General features: G+C 41.1%; 20 protein-coding genes and 2 pseudogenes. 17 read left to right on the forward strand and 5 right to left on the reverse strand.

Annotated elements, in window-relative coordinates; translation table 11 throughout:
- Nucleotides 1-323 precede the first annotated feature (323 nt).
- The 11 genes and pseudogenes from BN3656_RS07635 (at nt 324) to BN3656_RS07690 (ending at nt 9,336) form a co-directional block, all read left to right on the forward strand.
- Nucleotides 324-815: a hypothetical protein gene (locus BN3656_RS07635; protein WP_009263190.1), complete on the forward strand. Its 492-nt coding sequence runs from the start codon at nt 324-326 to the stop codon at nt 813-815.
- 312 nt (nt 816-1,127) lie between these two features.
- Nucleotides 1,128-2,264, forward strand: coding sequence for a repa (locus BN3656_RS07640; protein ID WP_242962971.1), 1,137 nt, complete (start codon nt 1,128-1,130; stop codon nt 2,262-2,264).
- A 105-nt stretch (nt 2,265-2,369) separates the two neighbouring features.
- Entirely contained in the window at nt 2,370-2,546 is a 177-nt protein-coding gene (locus tag BN3656_RS16810) for a hypothetical protein (RefSeq protein ID WP_167544865.1), read from the forward strand.
- A gap of 856 nt (nt 2,547-3,402) precedes the next feature.
- Nucleotides 3,403-3,564: a hypothetical protein gene (locus tag BN3656_RS16650; protein ID WP_004614779.1), complete on the forward strand. Its 162-nt coding sequence runs from the start codon at nt 3,403-3,405 to the stop codon at nt 3,562-3,564.
- Between the two features lie 4 nt (nt 3,565-3,568).
- A complete protein-coding gene (locus tag BN3656_RS07655; protein ID WP_009256578.1) occupies nt 3,569-3,889 on the forward strand; it encodes a MobC family plasmid mobilization relaxosome protein in 321 nt (106 codons plus the stop codon).
- Nucleotides 3,850-4,959, forward strand: a pseudogene (locus BN3656_RS17080) (relaxase/mobilization nuclease domain-containing protein). The gene BN3656_RS07655 and the pseudogene BN3656_RS17080 overlap by 40 nt, the downstream one beginning before the upstream one ends.
- Before the next feature lie 386 nt (nt 4,960-5,345).
- Complete coding sequence (locus BN3656_RS07670) at nt 5,346-5,837, forward strand: hypothetical protein (RefSeq protein ID WP_009263190.1); 492 nt, start codon at nt 5,346-5,348, stop codon at nt 5,835-5,837.
- A gap of 138 nt (nt 5,838-5,975) precedes the next feature.
- A complete protein-coding gene (locus BN3656_RS07675) occupies nt 5,976-6,413 on the forward strand; it encodes a radical SAM mobile pair system MarR family transcriptional regulator (RefSeq protein ID WP_066546062.1) in 438 nt (145 codons plus the stop codon).
- Complete coding sequence (locus BN3656_RS07680) at nt 6,410-7,099, forward strand: radical SAM mobile pair protein A (RefSeq protein ID WP_066546065.1); 690 nt, start codon at nt 6,410-6,412, stop codon at nt 7,097-7,099. Before BN3656_RS07675 ends, BN3656_RS07680 begins: the two co-directional genes overlap by 4 nt.
- On the forward strand, nt 7,087-7,995 hold the full coding sequence (locus tag BN3656_RS07685; protein ID WP_005608554.1) for a radical SAM mobile pair protein B: 909 nt from the start codon (nt 7,087-7,089) through the stop codon (nt 7,993-7,995). The genes BN3656_RS07680 and BN3656_RS07685 overlap by 13 nt, the downstream gene beginning before the upstream one ends.
- A gap of 255 nt (nt 7,996-8,250) precedes the next feature.
- The gene (locus BN3656_RS07690; protein WP_066546068.1) at nt 8,251-9,336 is read left to right on the forward strand and encodes a transposase; all 1,086 of its coding nucleotides are present in this window, start codon (nt 8,251-8,253) and stop codon (nt 9,334-9,336) included.
- 274 nt (nt 9,337-9,610) lie between these two features.
- On the opposite strand, the gene BN3656_RS07695 is transcribed toward BN3656_RS07690, so the two are convergent.
- Both BN3656_RS07695 and BN3656_RS07700 read right to left on the reverse strand, forming a co-directional pair.
- Nucleotides 9,611-10,696, reverse strand: a complete 1,086-nt coding sequence (locus BN3656_RS07695; protein ID WP_066546190.1) for a site-specific integrase — start codon at nt 10,694-10,696, stop codon at nt 9,611-9,613.
- A gap of 80 nt (nt 10,697-10,776) precedes the next feature.
- Nucleotides 10,777-11,361, reverse strand: a complete 585-nt coding sequence (locus BN3656_RS07700; RefSeq protein WP_066546079.1) for a helix-turn-helix transcriptional regulator — start codon at nt 11,359-11,361, stop codon at nt 10,777-10,779.
- 213 nt (nt 11,362-11,574) lie between these two features.
- Between BN3656_RS07700 and BN3656_RS07705 the strand changes: the two genes are divergently transcribed.
- The 4 genes from BN3656_RS07705 (at nt 11,575) to BN3656_RS07720 (ending at nt 15,031) form a co-directional block, all read left to right on the forward strand.
- Complete coding sequence (locus tag BN3656_RS07705) at nt 11,575-11,769, forward strand: hypothetical protein (RefSeq protein ID WP_016225774.1); 195 nt, start codon at nt 11,575-11,577, stop codon at nt 11,767-11,769.
- Nucleotides 11,766-12,419 (forward strand): CHC2 zinc finger domain-containing protein, encoded by a 654-nt coding sequence (locus tag BN3656_RS07710; protein ID WP_066546083.1) that lies wholly within the window; start codon nt 11,766-11,768, stop codon nt 12,417-12,419. The genes BN3656_RS07705 and BN3656_RS07710 overlap by 4 nt, the downstream gene beginning before the upstream one ends.
- Complete coding sequence (locus BN3656_RS07715) at nt 12,337-13,713, forward strand: phage/plasmid primase, P4 family (RefSeq protein WP_347460808.1); 1,377 nt, start codon at nt 12,337-12,339, stop codon at nt 13,711-13,713. Before BN3656_RS07710 ends, BN3656_RS07715 begins: the two co-directional genes overlap by 83 nt.
- Before the next feature lie 430 nt (nt 13,714-14,143).
- On the forward strand, nt 14,144-15,031 hold the full coding sequence (locus BN3656_RS07720) for a MobA/MobL family protein (protein ID WP_347460810.1): 888 nt from the start codon (nt 14,144-14,146) through the stop codon (nt 15,029-15,031).
- A gap of 45 nt (nt 15,032-15,076) precedes the next feature.
- Here BN3656_RS07720 and BN3656_RS07725 read toward each other — a convergent pair whose 3' ends face one another.
- Both BN3656_RS07725 and BN3656_RS07730 read right to left on the reverse strand, forming a co-directional pair.
- Nucleotides 15,077-15,982 (reverse strand): IS3 family transposase, encoded by a 906-nt coding sequence (locus BN3656_RS07725; protein ID WP_066546087.1) that lies wholly within the window; start codon nt 15,980-15,982, stop codon nt 15,077-15,079.
- Nucleotides 15,982-16,323: a transposase gene (locus tag BN3656_RS07730; RefSeq protein WP_066545712.1), complete on the reverse strand. Its 342-nt coding sequence runs from the start codon at nt 16,321-16,323 to the stop codon at nt 15,982-15,984. Before BN3656_RS07730 ends, BN3656_RS07725 begins: the two co-directional genes overlap by 1 nt.
- Nucleotides 16,324-16,382: 59 nt before the next feature.
- On the opposite strand from BN3656_RS07730, the gene BN3656_RS07735 reads away from it, so the two are divergent.
- Both BN3656_RS07735 and BN3656_RS07740 read left to right on the forward strand, forming a co-directional pair.
- A complete protein-coding gene (locus BN3656_RS07735; protein ID WP_066546088.1) occupies nt 16,383-16,781 on the forward strand; it encodes a hypothetical protein in 399 nt (132 codons plus the stop codon).
- Nucleotides 16,782-16,798: 17 nt separating this feature from the next.
- Nucleotides 16,799-17,176, forward strand: a pseudogene (locus BN3656_RS07740) (TnpV protein).
- Between the two features lie 237 nt (nt 17,177-17,413).
- On the opposite strand, the gene BN3656_RS17085 reads toward BN3656_RS07740, so the two are convergent.
- Nucleotides 17,414-17,548, reverse strand: a complete 135-nt coding sequence (locus tag BN3656_RS17085; RefSeq protein WP_347461174.1) for a hypothetical protein — start codon at nt 17,546-17,548, stop codon at nt 17,414-17,416.
- Nucleotides 17,549-17,576 lie beyond the last annotated feature (28 nt).

Consider the following 17,576-nt stretch of genomic DNA (forward strand, 5'->3'; position numbering starts at 1 on the left):
GAGGGCTACAAAGCTTCTTGAGAAGCAGTCTGATACACTTACGAGCGTGATGAAGCAGAAGATCCGGGAGCTTGAGGAAAGTAAGAACAGTTTTTTTAGATATGAGGGCTTGAAGTTGTACCTGTTTTGGGGCGGTATGGTCTGCAATATTTTAGTGTTTCTTATGCTGTTGTATGGTATGATTAGTAAGTAAAAAGAAATCGATAAATTAGAATTTTAAAAAGGAGTGTGATGACCATGATTTTTGATTTTGAGCCTTGGCAATTAGATATTGATATTGACTTAACTAAACAATTATATAGAAGTTGTAAAGGAGACTTTGTATGGGTAGAAAAGAAATAACAACAAAAGAAGATTTAATGAAAGTAATAGAATTATTCGAAAATACTGGAATTACATACTGGTTGGATGGCGGATGGGGTGTAGATATTTTAGCTGGTAAACAAACAAGAATTCATAGAGATATAGATATAAATTTTGATGCTCAACATACGGAAAAATTGTTAAATGTGCTTTTGAATCTGGGCTATAAAATTGATACAGACTGGAAACCGGTTAGAATAGAGTTATATAGTGATGAACTTGGTTACTTAGACATTCACCCGTTCGTTTTAAATGAGGACGGAACTTCAAAACAAGCTGATTTAGAGGGTGGATGGTATGAGTTTGAAAAAGATTACTTTGGTAGTGTTTTTTTTGAAGGCAAAACAATTCCTTGTATATCTTTAAAAGGCCAAAAAGTTTTCCATTCAGGTTATGAATTAAGAGATAAAGATAAGCATGATATTTCAATTCTTGAAAGTTTATCAAAATAACATCGCTGTAATTTCTAAGATAAATTGCAGTTTGTCGGTACGAAGAAAAAGGTGCAAAAATGTATTGATAAGATTAGCGGTCAAGGCGAGAGGGAGTGAGGTGTAGATATTGACATCAAAAAGGCACTCCCTTATACTTGAGAGAAAAAGGTAAAAAAAACTCATTGATAAGACTAGAGGTCAAGGCGAGAGGGAGCGAGGTGCAGATATTGACACTCAAAAGGCACTCCCTTATACTTGACGGAAAAAGGTAAAAAAAACTCATTGATAAGATTAGCGGTCAAGGCGAGAGGGAGTGAGGTGCAAAAGACTATGGCAAAATACACCAAAAGGAGAGATAAAAGAGGGTATGAGTGGAAGTCTGCTTATCGGGAGAAAGAAGCCCTTATGTTGGAGAGGGGATACCCGGAAGTAAGTCCTCATGATTTCTATCGGGAGTTGTTTCCGGCTGGCAGTCTCCAGCAAGAGCCGGAGGACGGAAAAGGCAATATTATAGCGACACAGATTAGACCGCCCGGCAAAGGAAGAACCCGGCAGTGGGTAATTGATGATAGTTTGAAAATGCTGGATAAGGTCATAGGAGATAGGTTTGGGCTGATACCGCCTATTAGTTTTTACGGAAAGTCACACACGAAAGAGAACGCTCATGAGCTGTTTGCGGTGGTGGTGGACGTGGATTATGTAGGCAAACAGCAGTTAAAGAACCTGTTGAAGCAGTTTGGGAATGGTGTGCAGCTTCGTCCGACTTATCTTGTCAGCTCCGGCAAGGGGGTACATCTTTACTATTTCTTGCAGGAGCCGGTTCAGTTGTATCGAAACCGGGAAGAAGTGCTTGCGGAGCTGAAAGAAGCCTTTATCCGACGGCTATGGAATGATATCAGCTCTATCCGTCCGGAGAGCCAGGATATAACGGGAGTATATAAAGGTTTCCGAAGTGTGGGGAGTCAGTCGAAGCTGGGTGCAGATTTCTCAGTAAAAGCCTATAAGCTGTCTGAGAACCGTTACACGCTGGAGGACATAAAAGCCAGCATACCGAGCTGTAAGGTAGACCTGGCTCCGTTGTACGATAAGACGAGAAGAAAAAGCAGCGTTACGCTCGACGAAGCAAAGGAGCTGTACCCGGAATGGTATGAGAAGCGGATCGTGCAGGGAGAGCCGAAGCAGAAAAGTAAGAAGCAGGGCGGTACGTGGGTATGTAACGCAGCATTTCATGAGTGGCGGAAACGGAAAATAACCGAGGAAGTGAAAGCCGGAGGGCGTTACTTTTCTATTATGGCGTTGTGCTCTTATGGCTTGAAGTGTGGCATATCTGAGCAGAAGATACGGAGAGACGCCTATGCGTTCCTGGACCATTTAGAGAGCCTTACCGAGGACGAGGACAACCATTTCAGCCGGGCAGATGTGAAAGTCGCTCTTCGGGCATTGTTACGGGACAGTAAAAGGCTCTAAAAGAAAGCAAGCCGGGATTGGATAGAGGACAACACTAAGGTTACGATACCAGCTAATAAGCGGAATTACACAAAGCAAAAAGACCACGTCAAGGTTATACATACTATGAACGCTTTAAAAAAGCAGTTAGGAGAAGAAGTGAAAGTGGGGAGAACAAACGGGAGGGGAACAGCGGAGCAGATAGTCAGAGAAATGCAGGTGAGCCACCCAGCAGGAAAGAAAGCGGACTGCATTCGAGAGACAGGATTGAGCAAGCCCACCGTTTACAAGTGGTGGAAGTAGGGCATACTTGATACGCAGAAAAGCATATGCTATAGCGCCAGTAGGCATGCCCGACGAAAGTGCTCATTGTTGCACGCAAAAAGCCCCGGAGGTCGCAACTCCGGTGCTTTTCTATTCCGATGTGCCACGGTGGCTTATTCCTTAGGCTGGCTCCTGCATATTTCTCGCCGTCCAGCCATTTGCCGACGTAGTAGGCGACTACTCTTTCCTAGACAGAGCGTACGAAACACCAAACTATACTCATGGTGTCAGACCCCCTCTCTGTCCCTGTATAGGGGTGGTACCGTCGCTCATTATACCATAGTGGCAGACATGCCACCAGAAGCCATTTCCCCTTGTTTATTATCAAAGCCACAAGGAAATGAGTGCCAACGGCGGTCATAGACCGCAGCGTTTACCCTTGATACTCTTTTTTGTTGTCTATAATGCCGGAGGGGAAAACGTCTGTCCGTCCGTTCCGTTACTTCCCCCTGTGCTTCATTGCCCGTTCCGGCGGAAGAAAGTAAAGGGTGGTCTGCGACCCTTTTTTATCTGCTGCACTCGCTGATCGGCAAGACGAAGCTCAAACTGCTGATAAAAAACAAGCCCTTGACTTTCTTCCACCTACACTTCCAAAGTCGCCCAAGAGGAAGTAAGCTCCACTATATTCTTTTCATAATATACTCACTAATATATCCGCTTTATATAGGGTGTCTATCATGCTATAATATGTGTAGCGGATATATTGCAAGTTCCCTAAAGTGTTACCACTTTAGAACTTGTGAGGGTGGCAAGCCCCCCTTCAATCCCCCTTTTTAGAGAGCCGAAAGGCTCATAATTTGACGGTGGTAGCACCGAAGAAAGAGAGGTCAAAGGCATGAAAAAAGAAATGGATAAAATTCAGTTTGAGTACAGATACGAGGTGCAGGAGCTGATGAAAGTAATTGATAAATATGTAAAACAGAACCCGGCAGAAAAGGAAAATAAGACGCTGGAGCGTTTCTTTGACTTACTTGATGTCATGGATATGGAGTGGTAAGGGCATGAACAAGACAAGACCAAAGCAGTTATCATTCCGAGTAAGTGAAGAAGAATACCAGCAGTTGCAGGAGAAGATTTCAGAGAGTGGAAAGAACCAGCAGGAGTATATCCTTTCCTGTGTGCTGGAGAAGCAGATCGTGAATACGGACGGTATCAAAGAACTTATCCCGGAACTGAAACGGATAGGGAACAACCTCAACCAAATAGCAAAGAGGTGTAATGAGGGGGGAATGTTGCCGAGTGAAGCGGAAGTGCGGAAGCATGGAGAGGAGCTGAACAAAGTATGGCAGTCATTAAGGCGGTATCTTCAAAGGCGGGCATAGGGCACGCAATAGATTATGTGACGAAAAAAGAAAAGACAGAGGAGAAGCTTGTCAGCGGTCTGCATTGTGAGCCGGAGACGGTCAAGGAGGAAATGCAAGCCACAAAGGAGCTGTGGGGCAAGACGGACGGAAGAACCTATAAGCATTATGTGCAATCCTACCATGAGGACGCGGAAATAACACCGGAGCAGGCCCACAAGAACGCTGTCGCGCTGGCGGAGCATATGAAGGCATGGTGAGGGCATGCAGTTCTGATGGACACGAACATAGAAAAGGGGCATATACATACGCAACTTAGTGTCAATGACGTTAACTAAGAGAACGCTCCTAGGCTCCAATGGAGTAAGAACGTCCTTAACGACTTACAGGAACGGTGCCACGAGCAGAGCTGGGAACAGGGCTTGCATGTGCCGGAGAAAGGAAAGACATTTGCTGGAGAAGTCCGGGAAGAAACGGTGGCATGGAGCAAAGACACCTACCAGCTTTTGAAACAGGCAGAGCAGGGAAAGGTCAAAAGCTATGTGCAGGATATTGCCCTTGCGGTGCTGGATTGTAAGGAAACAGCGACCAGCCGGGAAACCTTTATCCGGCTGATGAATGAAAGAGGGTACGGGGTGGACTGGCAGGACAGCCACAAGTACATCACATATACCGACTTAGCCAGGGAACAGGCAGGAGAAAAGGCTTGTAAAATCAGGGATAACAAGCTGGAAAAATACTACAATATGGATTTTGGAAAGGAGAGTATGGAGCATGAGTTTGAGAGAAATGCACGAACAGCAGAAGCAGAGCAGTCCAAGAGAGCAGCTTCAAGAGTTAAACCGACAGAGCCGGACAGAGCTGGAAAACAGTCTGCTCAAAGAAGCGTTGGCGATGTCGAGCGAGAACTGCGAGGAATTGATGAAGCAGTCAAATCAAGAACAAGTGAGGGCAGAGCAGAACAGGCAGAGAGACGCAGAGCAGAACAGGAAGCTCATCAGCGAGCTGAAGCAGAGCGTAGAGCTGCTGAAGAACAGCAACGAATTGCTTCAAGACGCTATATCGGGCGAGATTGGGAGCCTGAAAGATGAGGTTAAGGAAAACACCGTCCAAGAGGTTAGAAAGGCGTTACAGGCGAATATAGAGGCTATACAGAGGGCTACAAAGCTTCTTGAGAAGCAGTCTGATACACTTACGAGCGTGATGAAGCAGAAGATCCGGGAGCTTGAGGAAAGTAAGAACAGTTTTTTTAGATATGAGGGCTTGAAGTTGTACCTGTTTTGGGGCGGTATGGTCTGCAATATTTTAGTGTTTCTTATGCTGTTGTATGGTATGATTAGTAAGTAAAAAGAAATCGACAAATTTGAATTTTAAAAAGGAGTGTGATGACCATGATTTTTGATTTTGAGCCTTGGCAATTAGATATTGATATTGACTTAACTAAACAATTATATAGAAGTTGTAAAGGAGACTTTGTATGGGTAGAAAAGAAATAACAACAAAAGAAGATTTAATGAAAGTAATAGAATTATTCGAAAATACTGGAATTACATACTGGTTGGATGGCGGATGGGGTGTAGATATTTTAGCTGGTAAACAAACAAGAATTCATAGAGATATAGATATAAATTTTGATGCTCAACATACGGAAAAATTGTTAAATGTGCTTTTGAATCTGGGCTATAAAATTGATACAGACTGGAAACCGGTTAGAATAGAGTTATATAGTGATGAACTTGGTTACTTAGACATTCACCCGTTCGTTTTAAATGAGGACGGAACTTCAAAACAAGCTGATTTAGAGGGTGGATGGTATGAGTTTGAAAAAGATTACTTTGGTAGTGTTTTTTTTGAAGGCAAAACAATTCCTTGTATATCTTTAAAAGGCCAAAAAGTTTTCCATTCAGGTTATGAATTAAGAGATAAAGATAAGCATGATATTTCAATTCTTGAAAGTTTATCAAAATAACATCGCTGTAATTTCTAAGATAAATTGCAGTTTGGAGAATTGAAAAAAACGGAATTTACCTATTAAGACATATAAATTCTTGACAATAAAGCTCCTATATAGTATGTTTTTAATAAACTACTATATAGGAGCTTTTGTATGGAAATGAATGGAGGATTTCTTGTCACCAAAATAAAACAGCTTGGAGACCGGATTTTCGAGAAGATTCTCAGTGAAAAGAATATTGATGCGTTTAATGGAGCCCAGGGACGTATTCTTTATGTGCTGTGGCAGGAGGATGGTATCTCAATCAGGTTACTCTCGACTAAATGCGGATTAGCGATAACATCTCTTACTACGATGCTGGAAAGAATGGAAAATCAAGGGCTGATAAGCCGTGTTCAGTCTAAAACGGACAAAAGGAAAACACTCCTGTTTCTGACTGAGAAAGCACATGCCTTAAAGGGCGAGTACGATTCTGTATCTGATGAGATGGGCAGTATTTACTACAAAGGTTTTTCAGAGGAAGAAATTACCCGGTTTGAGGAATGCCTCGACCGCATCAGAAAGAATCTTGAGGAGTGGCAGAAGTCATGAGTATTTGTATCAAAGATCAGATTCAGAACATGAATATCGTCATTGGCTGCACAGTGGGGTGTGCATATTGCTATGCCCGCAACAACGTGAAACGCTGGCATATGATTGATGACTTCGCTGACCCTGAATTCTTTCCGGGTAAGCTCAAGATGATGGAAAAGAAACGTCCGCAGAACTTTCTTCTTACTGGGATGAGCGATCTCTCCGGATGGAAGCCGGAATGGAGAGACGAGGTATTTGCAAAGATCCGTGAAAATCCACAGCATCAGTTCCTGTTCCTTACCAAGCGACCTGATTTGCTGGATTTTGATACCGATCTGGAAAACGCATGGTTTGGCATTACGGTGACGAGGAAAGCAGAACTGTGGCGTATTGACGCCCTTCGGAAAAACGTTAGAGCAAAACATTACCATGTTACCTTTGAGCCGTTATTCGACGATCCCGGCACAGTTGACCTTTCCGGAATCAATTGGATCGTTGTGGGCACCATGACCGGAGCTCAGAGCAGGAAGACTCATACGGAGCCGGAATGGGCATGGTCTCTGACGAACCAGGCACATAAGCTCGGCATTCCGGTGTTTATGAAGGAAGACCTTGTCCCTATCATAGAGGATGAAAATATGATTCAGGAAATACCGGAAGAATTTAATAAAGTGTTAGAGGTACAGAAATCATGGAAGAAGTAATAAATGGAATCCTCATTCGTGAGGTGGAAACAAAGAACATCATGACTAAGTCTAGTCTGCCGGTAGGCGGTTACTCGGTCAATCCCTATGTGGGCTGTACACATGCCTGCAAGTATTGCTATGCTTCTTTTATGAAGCGCTTTACCGGGCACAAGGAGGAATGGGGCACTTTCCTTGATGTGAAGCATTGGCCGGAAATTAAAAATCCGAAGAAATATGCCGGACAGCGGGTGGTCATCGGTTCTGTGACAGATGGCTACAATCCACAGGAGGAGCAATTCGGGAATACCAGAAAACTTCTGGAGCAGCTGATCGGCAGTGACGCAGATATTCTGATCTGCACAAAGTCAGATTTTGTGGTACGGGATATTGATCTGCTGAAGAAGCTTGGACGTGTAACCGTTTCATGGTCGATCAACACACTAGATGAAAATTTCAAGAACGATATGGATTCTGCTTCGAGCATTGAGCACCGTATCGCTGCTATGAAGCAGGTATATGAGGCAGGTATCCGTACAGTCTGTTTCGTATCCCCGGTATTCCCCGGTATCACGGATTTTGAAGCAATCTTTGAGCGGGTAAAGGATCAGTGCGATCTGTTCTGGCTCGAAAATCTCAATCTTCGAGGCGGTTTCAAAAAGACAATTATGGATTATATCGCCGGAAAATATCCTGATCTTGTACCACTTTACGACGAGATCTATAACAAGCATAACCGCAGCTACTTTGAAGCACTTGAAGTAAAAGCTGAGAAAATGGCTAAGAAGTATGATTGTGCCTTTGTGGATAATGAAATGCCTTATGGCAGAGTCCCGCAGGGACATCCGGTGATCGTAGATTATTTCTATCATGAGGAAATCCGTGGGACAGAGAATACCGGAAAAAGAAATCGCTAAATTCCAGTTTGTAGGGGAATGGAAGTGCTTTATGAATATTATAGTACTATAAATGAGCAAGTTCGTGATTTTGCATAAAAGAAAGACACCTCGATTCCATGTGTTGTATAATGAAAGTGCCTAAACAAACATTTGCAACATTTACGAAAGAAGGTGTCTCTCGCAAATACTATACATCATTCCTCATTCATATACAACCAGTTTAAAAAATTAAACTTATGCAAATTTTATTCGAACCGAGTAATAAACCATCTTATGAGTATCCTAATCAGTATTTTCATTTCAGGATATCATGGAAAAACCACGAACTTTGCTAAAAACAGTTCCTGCCACAGAACTACGATTGCCCATTTCCTCAATTCCGGAAAATGGGATGATTCCTTACTTTCAGATACGTTAAAATGCTCTGTCATTGAGATTATTTATTCGGAAGCAGCACGCACCGGAAAGCCTGTTTTCTGTATTGTGGACGATACGATCGCTTCAAAGACAAAGCCTTCGTCACAAGCTTTACATCCGATTGAAGATGCGTATTTTCACCAATCCCATTTAAAAGGAAAACAGGATTACGGGCATCAGGCAGTTGCTGTTATGCTTTCCTGCAATGGCATTGTTCTGAACTATGCTTTTGTAATGTACAATAAGTCCATTTCCAAGATTGACATTGTACAAAGCATTGCAAAGGAGCTGCCTGTTCCACCGGTAATGTCCTATTTTCTTTGTGACTGCTGGTATGTTTCTGAAAAGATAATCAATACCTTTGCACAGAGAGGGTTCCATACCATCGGTGCTTTGAAAACAAACCGTTTGCTGTATCCATCGGGAATGAAAAAGAAACTTCGTGAACTGGCCGCCGAATTGTCTGTTACACATCGTGAATTTGACCTTGTGACAGTCAAAAAACGAAACTATTATGTGTACCGGTACGAGGGAAACCTCAACGGCATAGAGAATGCGGTAGTTCTTTTGAGTTATCCGGAAAAAGTATTTGGTAATCCCAAAGCATTGCGTGCTTTCATCAGTACAAACGCAGCCCTATCTACACAGGAGATTCTTTCCTGGTATGCATGTCGATGGCCTATTGAAGTATTTTTCCGCCAGTGTAAGGAGAAACTGGCACTGGACGGCTATCAGATACGCTCTGCACAGGGAATCAAAAGGTACTGGCTGCTTATGTCACTGGCACATTTCATGTGTGCAGTGGGTACTGGTAGGTTCTGCTCGTTTGAAACTGGATATCACGAAATCTGTGATACCATTCAGTTGGAAAAGTATCGTTATCTTTTTCAATGCGCAAAGGAAAGTAATGATTTTGATTCATTTATGAAATTCGCAGTGTAGTTTTGTGCAATTTTTCAAATTTGCTCATTTATAGTATAGTATTTAAGATTATTAGTTGATTTTAATGTATAGCATATTGCTGACAATAAAATGACAATACAATCAGATAAAAACATAGCAAATACATACAAAACAGTTCGAAAATGAACTGTTTCAAAACTAAAACAACTTGAAAGCACTACAAAGCAAATAGAACTTTGCGAGTTTGAATAGTTACTACATCTCTGGAAAGCCTTGATTTATAAGGCTTTTCAGAGATTTTTCTTTTTATTGGCTACAAATTGGCTACATCTGTCAGTTGGCTACTATCTGGGACTGTTGTTCCGTTGATAAGATTTTCAAGTTGTTGTGCGACTTCGGCTTGTTTGTTTGGATACAGATGACTATAAGTATTTAAGGTTGTCTGTATTTTTTCATGCCCTAAACGGTCAGCAATCAGAAGTGGTTGGCATCCCATTTCAATCAAAAGGCTGGCATGGGAGTGACGGAGATCATGCACACGAATCTTCTTCACACCGGATTTTTTACATCCTCTGAGCATTTCATGATTCAGAAAACTTTTGGTGTAAGGAAACAGTCTGTCATTTGGCTGAATCTCATAACATTTATCCATATAACTTTTTAAACAGTCAGCAAGTGTTTGAGGTATTGTGATAACCCGGTTACTTTTTGGCGTTTTAGGAGGCCAGACAACATCCCTGCCATTGATTCTTTGGAAGGTTTTGTTGATGGTGATGGTATTATTTTCTAAGTTCACATCTTCCGGCGTTAAAGCACACAGTTCGCCTACTCGCATGCCAGTATAGTACATGGTCATGAAGGCTGTATAAGAAGCTGGCTTATCCTGTACAGCTGTAATAAACTGTTCAAATTCTGCCTTTGTCCAGAACTGCATTTCTTCTGCATTGCTTTTTCCCATGCTTCCAGCTTTTGTGCATGGATTTTCCCGTAAATCATAATATTTCACTGCATAGTTGAACATAGCAGTAAGCTGATTATTGATCGCTCTAAGGTAGGTTTGTGCATAAGGCTTCCTGTTCTTATCACGATATGCAGTTAATCCGTTCTGCCATTTACGGATATCCTTTGGTGTAATCTCATTGATCGGGATTTTTCCGAATACTGGCAGGATCTTTTTATCTACCATATACCGTTTGCTGATAATGGTGGATTCTTTCAGACGGTGTCCCATATCCTCAAAATATAGATCTACAAAATCCTGAAACATCATACCCATATCTGCATTAGCTTTGTTGAGAAAGTCTCTTTCCCATTCCAGAGCTTCTTTTTTTGTGGTAAAACCACGTTTTTTCTTGTGGATAGTCTTTCCTGTGTAGTCTTTGACACGCACCTGTGACATCCATTTTCCTGTTGTATCTTTTGTTACTGACAATTACATCATTCCTTTCATAAGAGCTTTTTGCTCGTTTAATTCAGGATTTATTTGCCAGAAAAAAGAGCATTCTTTCTTTTTAATCGTTCCTCAGTATCGAGATTTTCCGGTTCTTCTATCTCTACACCCTGTGAAGCATAGTAGGCAAGAGTTTTGTCTTTCCAATCTTCATAGGAAGCTTGATCCATGCAATACTGCTGGAAAGATTCCCTGTTATTTTCCCATTCCTCAAGGAACAGGCACATATCTGCATTCTGATCAGCGGATTTGTCTTTTCCGTCAAAAGTTATGGAGCATTGCCAGCCGTCATAATGTGGCGGTCTTTTTGTTTCTATGGAAAAGTGCAGCCCGCTTATTTTTTCCAATTGGAACAGGCATTCCATAACGTCAGAGAGAGAGTCAAATTTGAAATCTCCTGTCTGATGTCCGAGAAGATAGGTAGAAGTCGTATCAAGCACCTTAGCCAATTCATTGACCATTGCGATTGATACTTCAATTTCCCCGCTTTCATATTTTTGAATAGTACGGAGAGATTTTCCAAGAAGGTTTGCTAAATCTTTCTGGTTATATCCTCTTTTTTTTCGGAGTGTTTTAATTCGTTCTCCTATTGTTGAAACTTCCATTATATTCATGTTTTATTCACCTCATGGATAATATAACACGAAATAAAACGAATTGCAAGTGCGTGTTATTTAAAATAATTGTTGACAAATACGAAAGATAGATGTATGATACGAATACGAATTAAAAGTGCATATTAAAAACGTATAAAATAATTTATATGAAATAAAGGCGTACTGTGATAGCACTTTCGATAGATAGAAAAAAGAAAAGGAGGATTTTGTATGCAGATTAATGTATCTTATATTACCGCAAATGACATTATGGAGATTCTCGGGGTTGGGAGAAGCAAAGCCTATGAAATTGTGCGGGTAATGAATGAAGAACTGGAAAATGCCGGATATAACATCATCAAGGGGAAAGTTCCGGTTAGATATTTCCAGAAAAAATATTATGGCTGTGAGATGAAAATGGAATGAGTATCTTTCAGACAGTAAAAGAAAATGTAACTGCAAGGCAAGCAGCCGAACAGTACGGATTGAAAATAAGTAGAAATGGGATGATCTGTTGCCCCTTTCATGATGACAGGCATCCCAGTATGAAAGTAGACAAAGGATTTTGCTGTTTTGCCTGTGGTACGAAAGGGGATGTGATCACGTTTGTGGCAGATTTCTTTCATCTTGCACCATTGGAAGCAGCAAAGAAACTGGCAGAAGATTTTCGGATACCGGTTTTTACGGATAGCTCAAAGAAAAGGAATACCAGTAAGAAGAAAGAAAAACCGAAAAGAACGTTGTACCAGACCGAAAAGAAATTTGAAGAATGGGAACGGGAAAGTATCCGCATTTTATCGGATTATCTTCATCTGCTGGAAGAATGGAAAGTGAGCCATGCACCTAAAATGCCAGACGAAGAATGGAAAGCAGAATTTATAGAAGCCTGTCAGCAGACAGAAAAGATAAACTACTATCTGGATTTACTGGTGTTTGGAGAGTTACAGGACAGAATTGAATTTTTATTGGATAGTGGGAAGGATGTGAAAAGAATTGAAGAACGAATGGAAGAATATAGACGAAACAACAAGGAACAGACTGGAAGAAGCATTGGATCAGAGGGAAATGAACTCTAAGCCGTACTCTCAGGAATGGTTTGAGGAGGGGCAGATTGATGAGGTGGCATTTTGTGAAAATTTCCTGCAAAGAATGCCATTGAAGTGTATCAACGGTATTTTTTTCAGTTACGATGGAATGCTGCTAGATAGCGAAGTGGAAAAAGAAATATACAGAATGGTAAAACCGGTTCTTACGAAAGGAATTTCCAAGAAAGTAAAACAGCTTTTGGAGGTTCTAAAACTGGAAGCATATTCAGAGGAACTTCCGGTGCAAATGGATCGCATTCATGTGAAGAATGGAACTTACTTTTTGAGTGGCAGTTTTACAGAGATGAAGGAATTTTGTCTGAACCGCTTGCCTGTAAATTATGAAATGAAAGAAGCAAAGCCAGAACGGTGGTTAAAATTTCTTTCGGAATTGTTGGAGGAAGATGATATTCCTACCTTGCAGGAATATATGGGATATTGTTTAATCCCATCCAACAAGGCACAGAAGTTATTGATTATCTTAGGAAAAGGCGGGGAGGGAAAATCACGTATTGGTCTGGTTATGAGAAAAATTCTCGGAACGAATATGAATGTAAGCAATATTCAAAAGGTAGAGCATAATCGTTTTGCAAGGGCAGATTTGGAATACAGGCTTTTGATGGTGGATGATGATATGAAATTGGAAGCATTGAAAGACACCAACTACATTAAAACCATAGTCACTCTGGAGGATAAGATGGATTTGGAAAGGAAGTCAAAGCAGAGTGTACAGGGGAATTTATATGTCAGATTTCTCTGCTTTGGAAACGGGAGTCTGAGTGCTTTACATGATCGTTCCTATGGATTTTATCGTAGACAGATTATCCTTACGGTCAAAGATGTGCCGCCAGACAGAGTAGATGATCCCTATCTGATTGAAAAACTGCAAAGAGAAGCAGACGATATTTTTCTCTGGTGTCTGGAGGGATTGAAACGATTACTGAAAAATAAATACCGCTTTACCATCAGCGAATGTGCAAAGAAAAATCTACACGAAGCTATGGAATCCGAGAATAACATTATCGCTTTTATGCAGTCATCCGGGTATATCCGGCTGGAAGAAAATACAACAGCGACTTCCAAGAATCTTTACCAAGCATACTGCCGCTGGTGTGAGGACAATACGGAAAAGCCTATGAGTGCAAAAAGTTTTTCAGGGTACTTAAAAGAAAATGAAAAGAAATATCACATTCATTATTCTACGAATATTCCCTCAGACAATGGGAAAAATGCCAGAGGATTTCAGGGAATCCATACGCAGATACGCATAGAAAACTATCGTTGATGCAGATGAGATACAGATAAAAAGAATTTTCCAAAGAAGCGTATATGCGTATATCTTTAGGAAAATCAAGGGGTTACAGGTTTCTGAAAAGTGTGGAAAATACGTTTATACGCTTATACGTGTAATTTTTGAATTTATCATATTTTTTAGCAGAAGGGAGTGTTGCAGAAGTTAAAGCAGCACAGATACGGGCAAATCAAAAGGGCGGATACGCCTATAAATGAAATCGTAAGTCTGAGCAATAATCAGATTATGTAATACAAAAACAGCCCTCGGCGATTGAGAGCGAAATACACCCATTGCACAAAACTAAAGTTTTATGCTCTGTGTATTTCGCTCTGCGAGGCTTATGCCAGATACGGCAATCAGTTCGTAAACAGGTGCCTATGCACCTACTCACAATAAAGTCGGCGGGAGCTAAGGAAGGAGGATGCTTATAGGCAGACATTCATTTATCAGACAAAGCAAGCTGTCCGATGTGGCAGGAAGGATTGATTATATCTCCAATCCGAAACGGCAGGAATATCTCTATGCGACCTATCAGACAGAAGGAGTAACACCGGAGTTTTGGAAAAATCTTGCAAGAGAAAATCAGTTGGATTTTAAGGCGAGTGGTTCAGCAGGGAAATGTATTGAAGGGCGTGAGTTTATCATTGCACTTCCTGAAAGTTTTGTTCAGTACAGGGCAGATGATGTGGTAAGGCTTTTTGCGGAGACTTTTCATAAAAGATATGGTGTGGAGTGCATCGCTGCCCTTCATCATAACAAGACAAAGACGAATTATCATATTCATTTAGTATTCAGTGAACGGAAAATGTTGGAACAACCCGAAGTAAAGATTGCTACCCGAAATATGTTTTATGATGAGCAGGGAAAGCATAGACGCACAAAGAAAGAGATTTTAGACGAGCAGGGCAATCTTCGGGCAGGGTGCAGTATTATCCCCAAAGGGGAAGTTTATGAAAGCCATATCTTCACGAAAAAGGATGAATGGTTTAAGAACAAAGCCTTTACCCAAGAAGTCAAGGAACTGTTTACCGATACGATCAACCGATATGTAAAAGAGGAATCAGAAAAACTATCCGTATTCCAACAGGGCGGCGTATATCTGGCAACCAAGAAAATCGGAAAGAACAATCCGAAAGCAGAGGAGATAAAGGCGGACAATGCGGCAAGGCAGGAATGGAATCGGACAGTTGATGTGGCATTAGTCGAGGGTGTTCCCGAAGAAGATATTTTGAAGATCAAGCAGGAAAAAATCATAGATAAAATGCTGCAATCTATCAGGACACATGGTTGGCTGCCGGATATGTTCTGATATTGTCAATATTGGTTTACACTTTTTTCTCAAGAATGTTCGACCTTATGCTGCCTCCTGTAGCGAAGCATAGTATTGTTGTCGCTTAACCATTGGAGGTAGTCCACCATTAGCAGAGCAGATCCTCCGATTATTCCAGTAGCTGATGAAGTATCTCCAGATGAGCGTCTTTAACTGCTCTATGGTCATTGAGGTAGGATCGTAACGACCATAAAGTAATTCCTCTTTGAAGCGTGCCCACATGCTTTCGCATCTGGCATTATCATGGCATCTGCCACCGGCACTGTTCATGCTTTGAACAATGCCATATCTGTTGATAGCTTTACGATATAGCTCACTGGTATACTGGGTTCCCCTGTCACTGTGAAGAATAGCTCCACGGAGCATCGGGTAAGCTTTGCAAGCATTCTCTAAGGTTTGTTCGCATCGGGTAGCTCTCATATTTGTATCCATAGCAAGTCCCAATACTGCTAAATCATAGCAGTCAAAGATAGCTGAAACATAGAGCTTCCCGTCAGAAGCCTTTATTTCAGTCATATCGGTCATGCACTTTTCAAGGGGCTTTTCAGCAGCGAAGTCACGCTTGATTAAATCGTCGGATTTACTGGCTTCTCTATCAGCTTTGGTAATACCATTCGGCTTACGTTTTGGTTTATGATTAAGACCAATTTCTGCCATGACACGATAAACAGTTCTCTCACCGGGAATATGTACTCCCTCAGGCTGTTTGAGCTGTAAGGCCTGATACATACGGATTCTTCCATAAGTGTCATTGCATTCATCTTCGCTGCAAATATCAAGCATTGCATCTGCCAGTGCCTGATATTTCCAAGGGGTATCTTTTGCTTTTAGGAATTTGTTGAATGCCTGCCTTGAAACATGAAGCACTTTGCAATAAAAAGAAATTTTACCCTTAATCCGGCCGTCATCCGTTTTGATTGCAATAAACATTAATCTCTGTTTTTTGCTGACTTCCGACGGCTGGCTGCGAAAAAAGCACTTGCTTGCTCAAGGAATTCGTTTTCTTCTTTTAAGCGACGAATTTCCTTATCCTGCTCTTTTACACGCTTTCTGAGTTCAATAAGCTCATCGTTGAGGGATAAAGCATTCTTGGGCGTATGAACTGCTTCATTTGCACTGAGACGCCCCTCTTTGAAGGCTTTTATCCAAGTGTACATAGTACCCTTTGGAATCCCTAATTCCTGAGCAGCTTTATGACCGCCGATTTCCTGGGCAAGCTTTACCGCCTGTGCTTTAAATTCATTGTCATAAGATTTTTGATTCTGTGCCATAGGTTTTTCTCCTGTTCTCGTATTGATTATGATTATATATCAAAATCCTTGAGAATAGGGTGTCAACTTTATTTATACACCATCATTCTTTGAAAAAGCAACTGTCAGAGTTACGAGGGTTATTTAAAGGCAAAGAGCGAAAATCACTGGAAGGGAGAATTGAACTGTTAGAGGATTTGGAAAAGCGTCTGCACAAGAGTTTGGAACAGATCGTAAAACGTGAAGGCTATCCCAATGTGCAAGTCTTTCAGAAGGTTTATAACAAGGCAGAAGAATTGATTATAGAATACAATGAAGAACTAAGGGCATGGAAAAATCAGACGGAACAGAAGAAAGAAAAATCGTTGGAACAGCCGAAAAAAGCGAGTGTACTGGAAAAGCTGCACCGCTATCAGCAAGAAGGCAGACAGCAGCCGAAACGTTCAGTTAAGAAAAAATCTATGGATAGAGAACGGTAAGAGAGGTGGAAACGATTATGAAGAAAACAATATTTGAAGAAATGGGAGACACTTATATCAGACAGGGGGATTATCTTATCCCCTGTCTTACCTTGCGGAGAAGAAAGAACAGAGATTTATCGGCGTATGGGGACAAAAATATAAACGTTATTTGAAAGAACATAAGAGAGCAATTTGCATTACTCTGCTTACAAGTGGCAGGCTGAATAGTTATCTTGCTGATATAGAAGAACAAGCACAGGAACGCTTTGAAAGGATTGTAGAGCAGATGAAACGGGCACAGGGGATTACAGAGCGGCTAAAAGCAGAAAATTAGATGGAATGGGTAGAGAGAATGAACAATATACAAGCGTGTGCGAGGGAGAATTGTGGATAAAGAGATTATATATGTATAAAAAGTTTGTGGCTGTATTGTAGAAAAATACGGCCACAAATTTTAGGCTATTCATCTGAAATTTCAATAGTGTTATCGGAAAAAATACTATCCCATATAGCTTCTTCAATGGTTTGAAGGCATTCATTTGTATGTTTTTTGATGCCTTGCCTTCAAAAATGAATAACGGTATAACTAAGAAATAGAAGTTTTTTATCAGTTTCAAAATCACGGGAACGATTACGTTCGATTTTTTTATCTAGTAATCGGGATTTTTATCTTTTTCAAGACGCAGTTTTAGAATTTCCCAGTCTTTTCCATGAAAAAAATCACTGTCGCAAAAAATAGCGATTTTGTATTTGGTAAGAACAATGTCAGGAGAGCCGGGTAAGATTTTATAGTTTTTACGGTATCAATATCCT

The organism is Clostridium sp. AT4 (assembly GCF_001517625.2).
GTDB lineage: Bacteria > Bacillota > Clostridia > Lachnospirales > Lachnospiraceae > Enterocloster.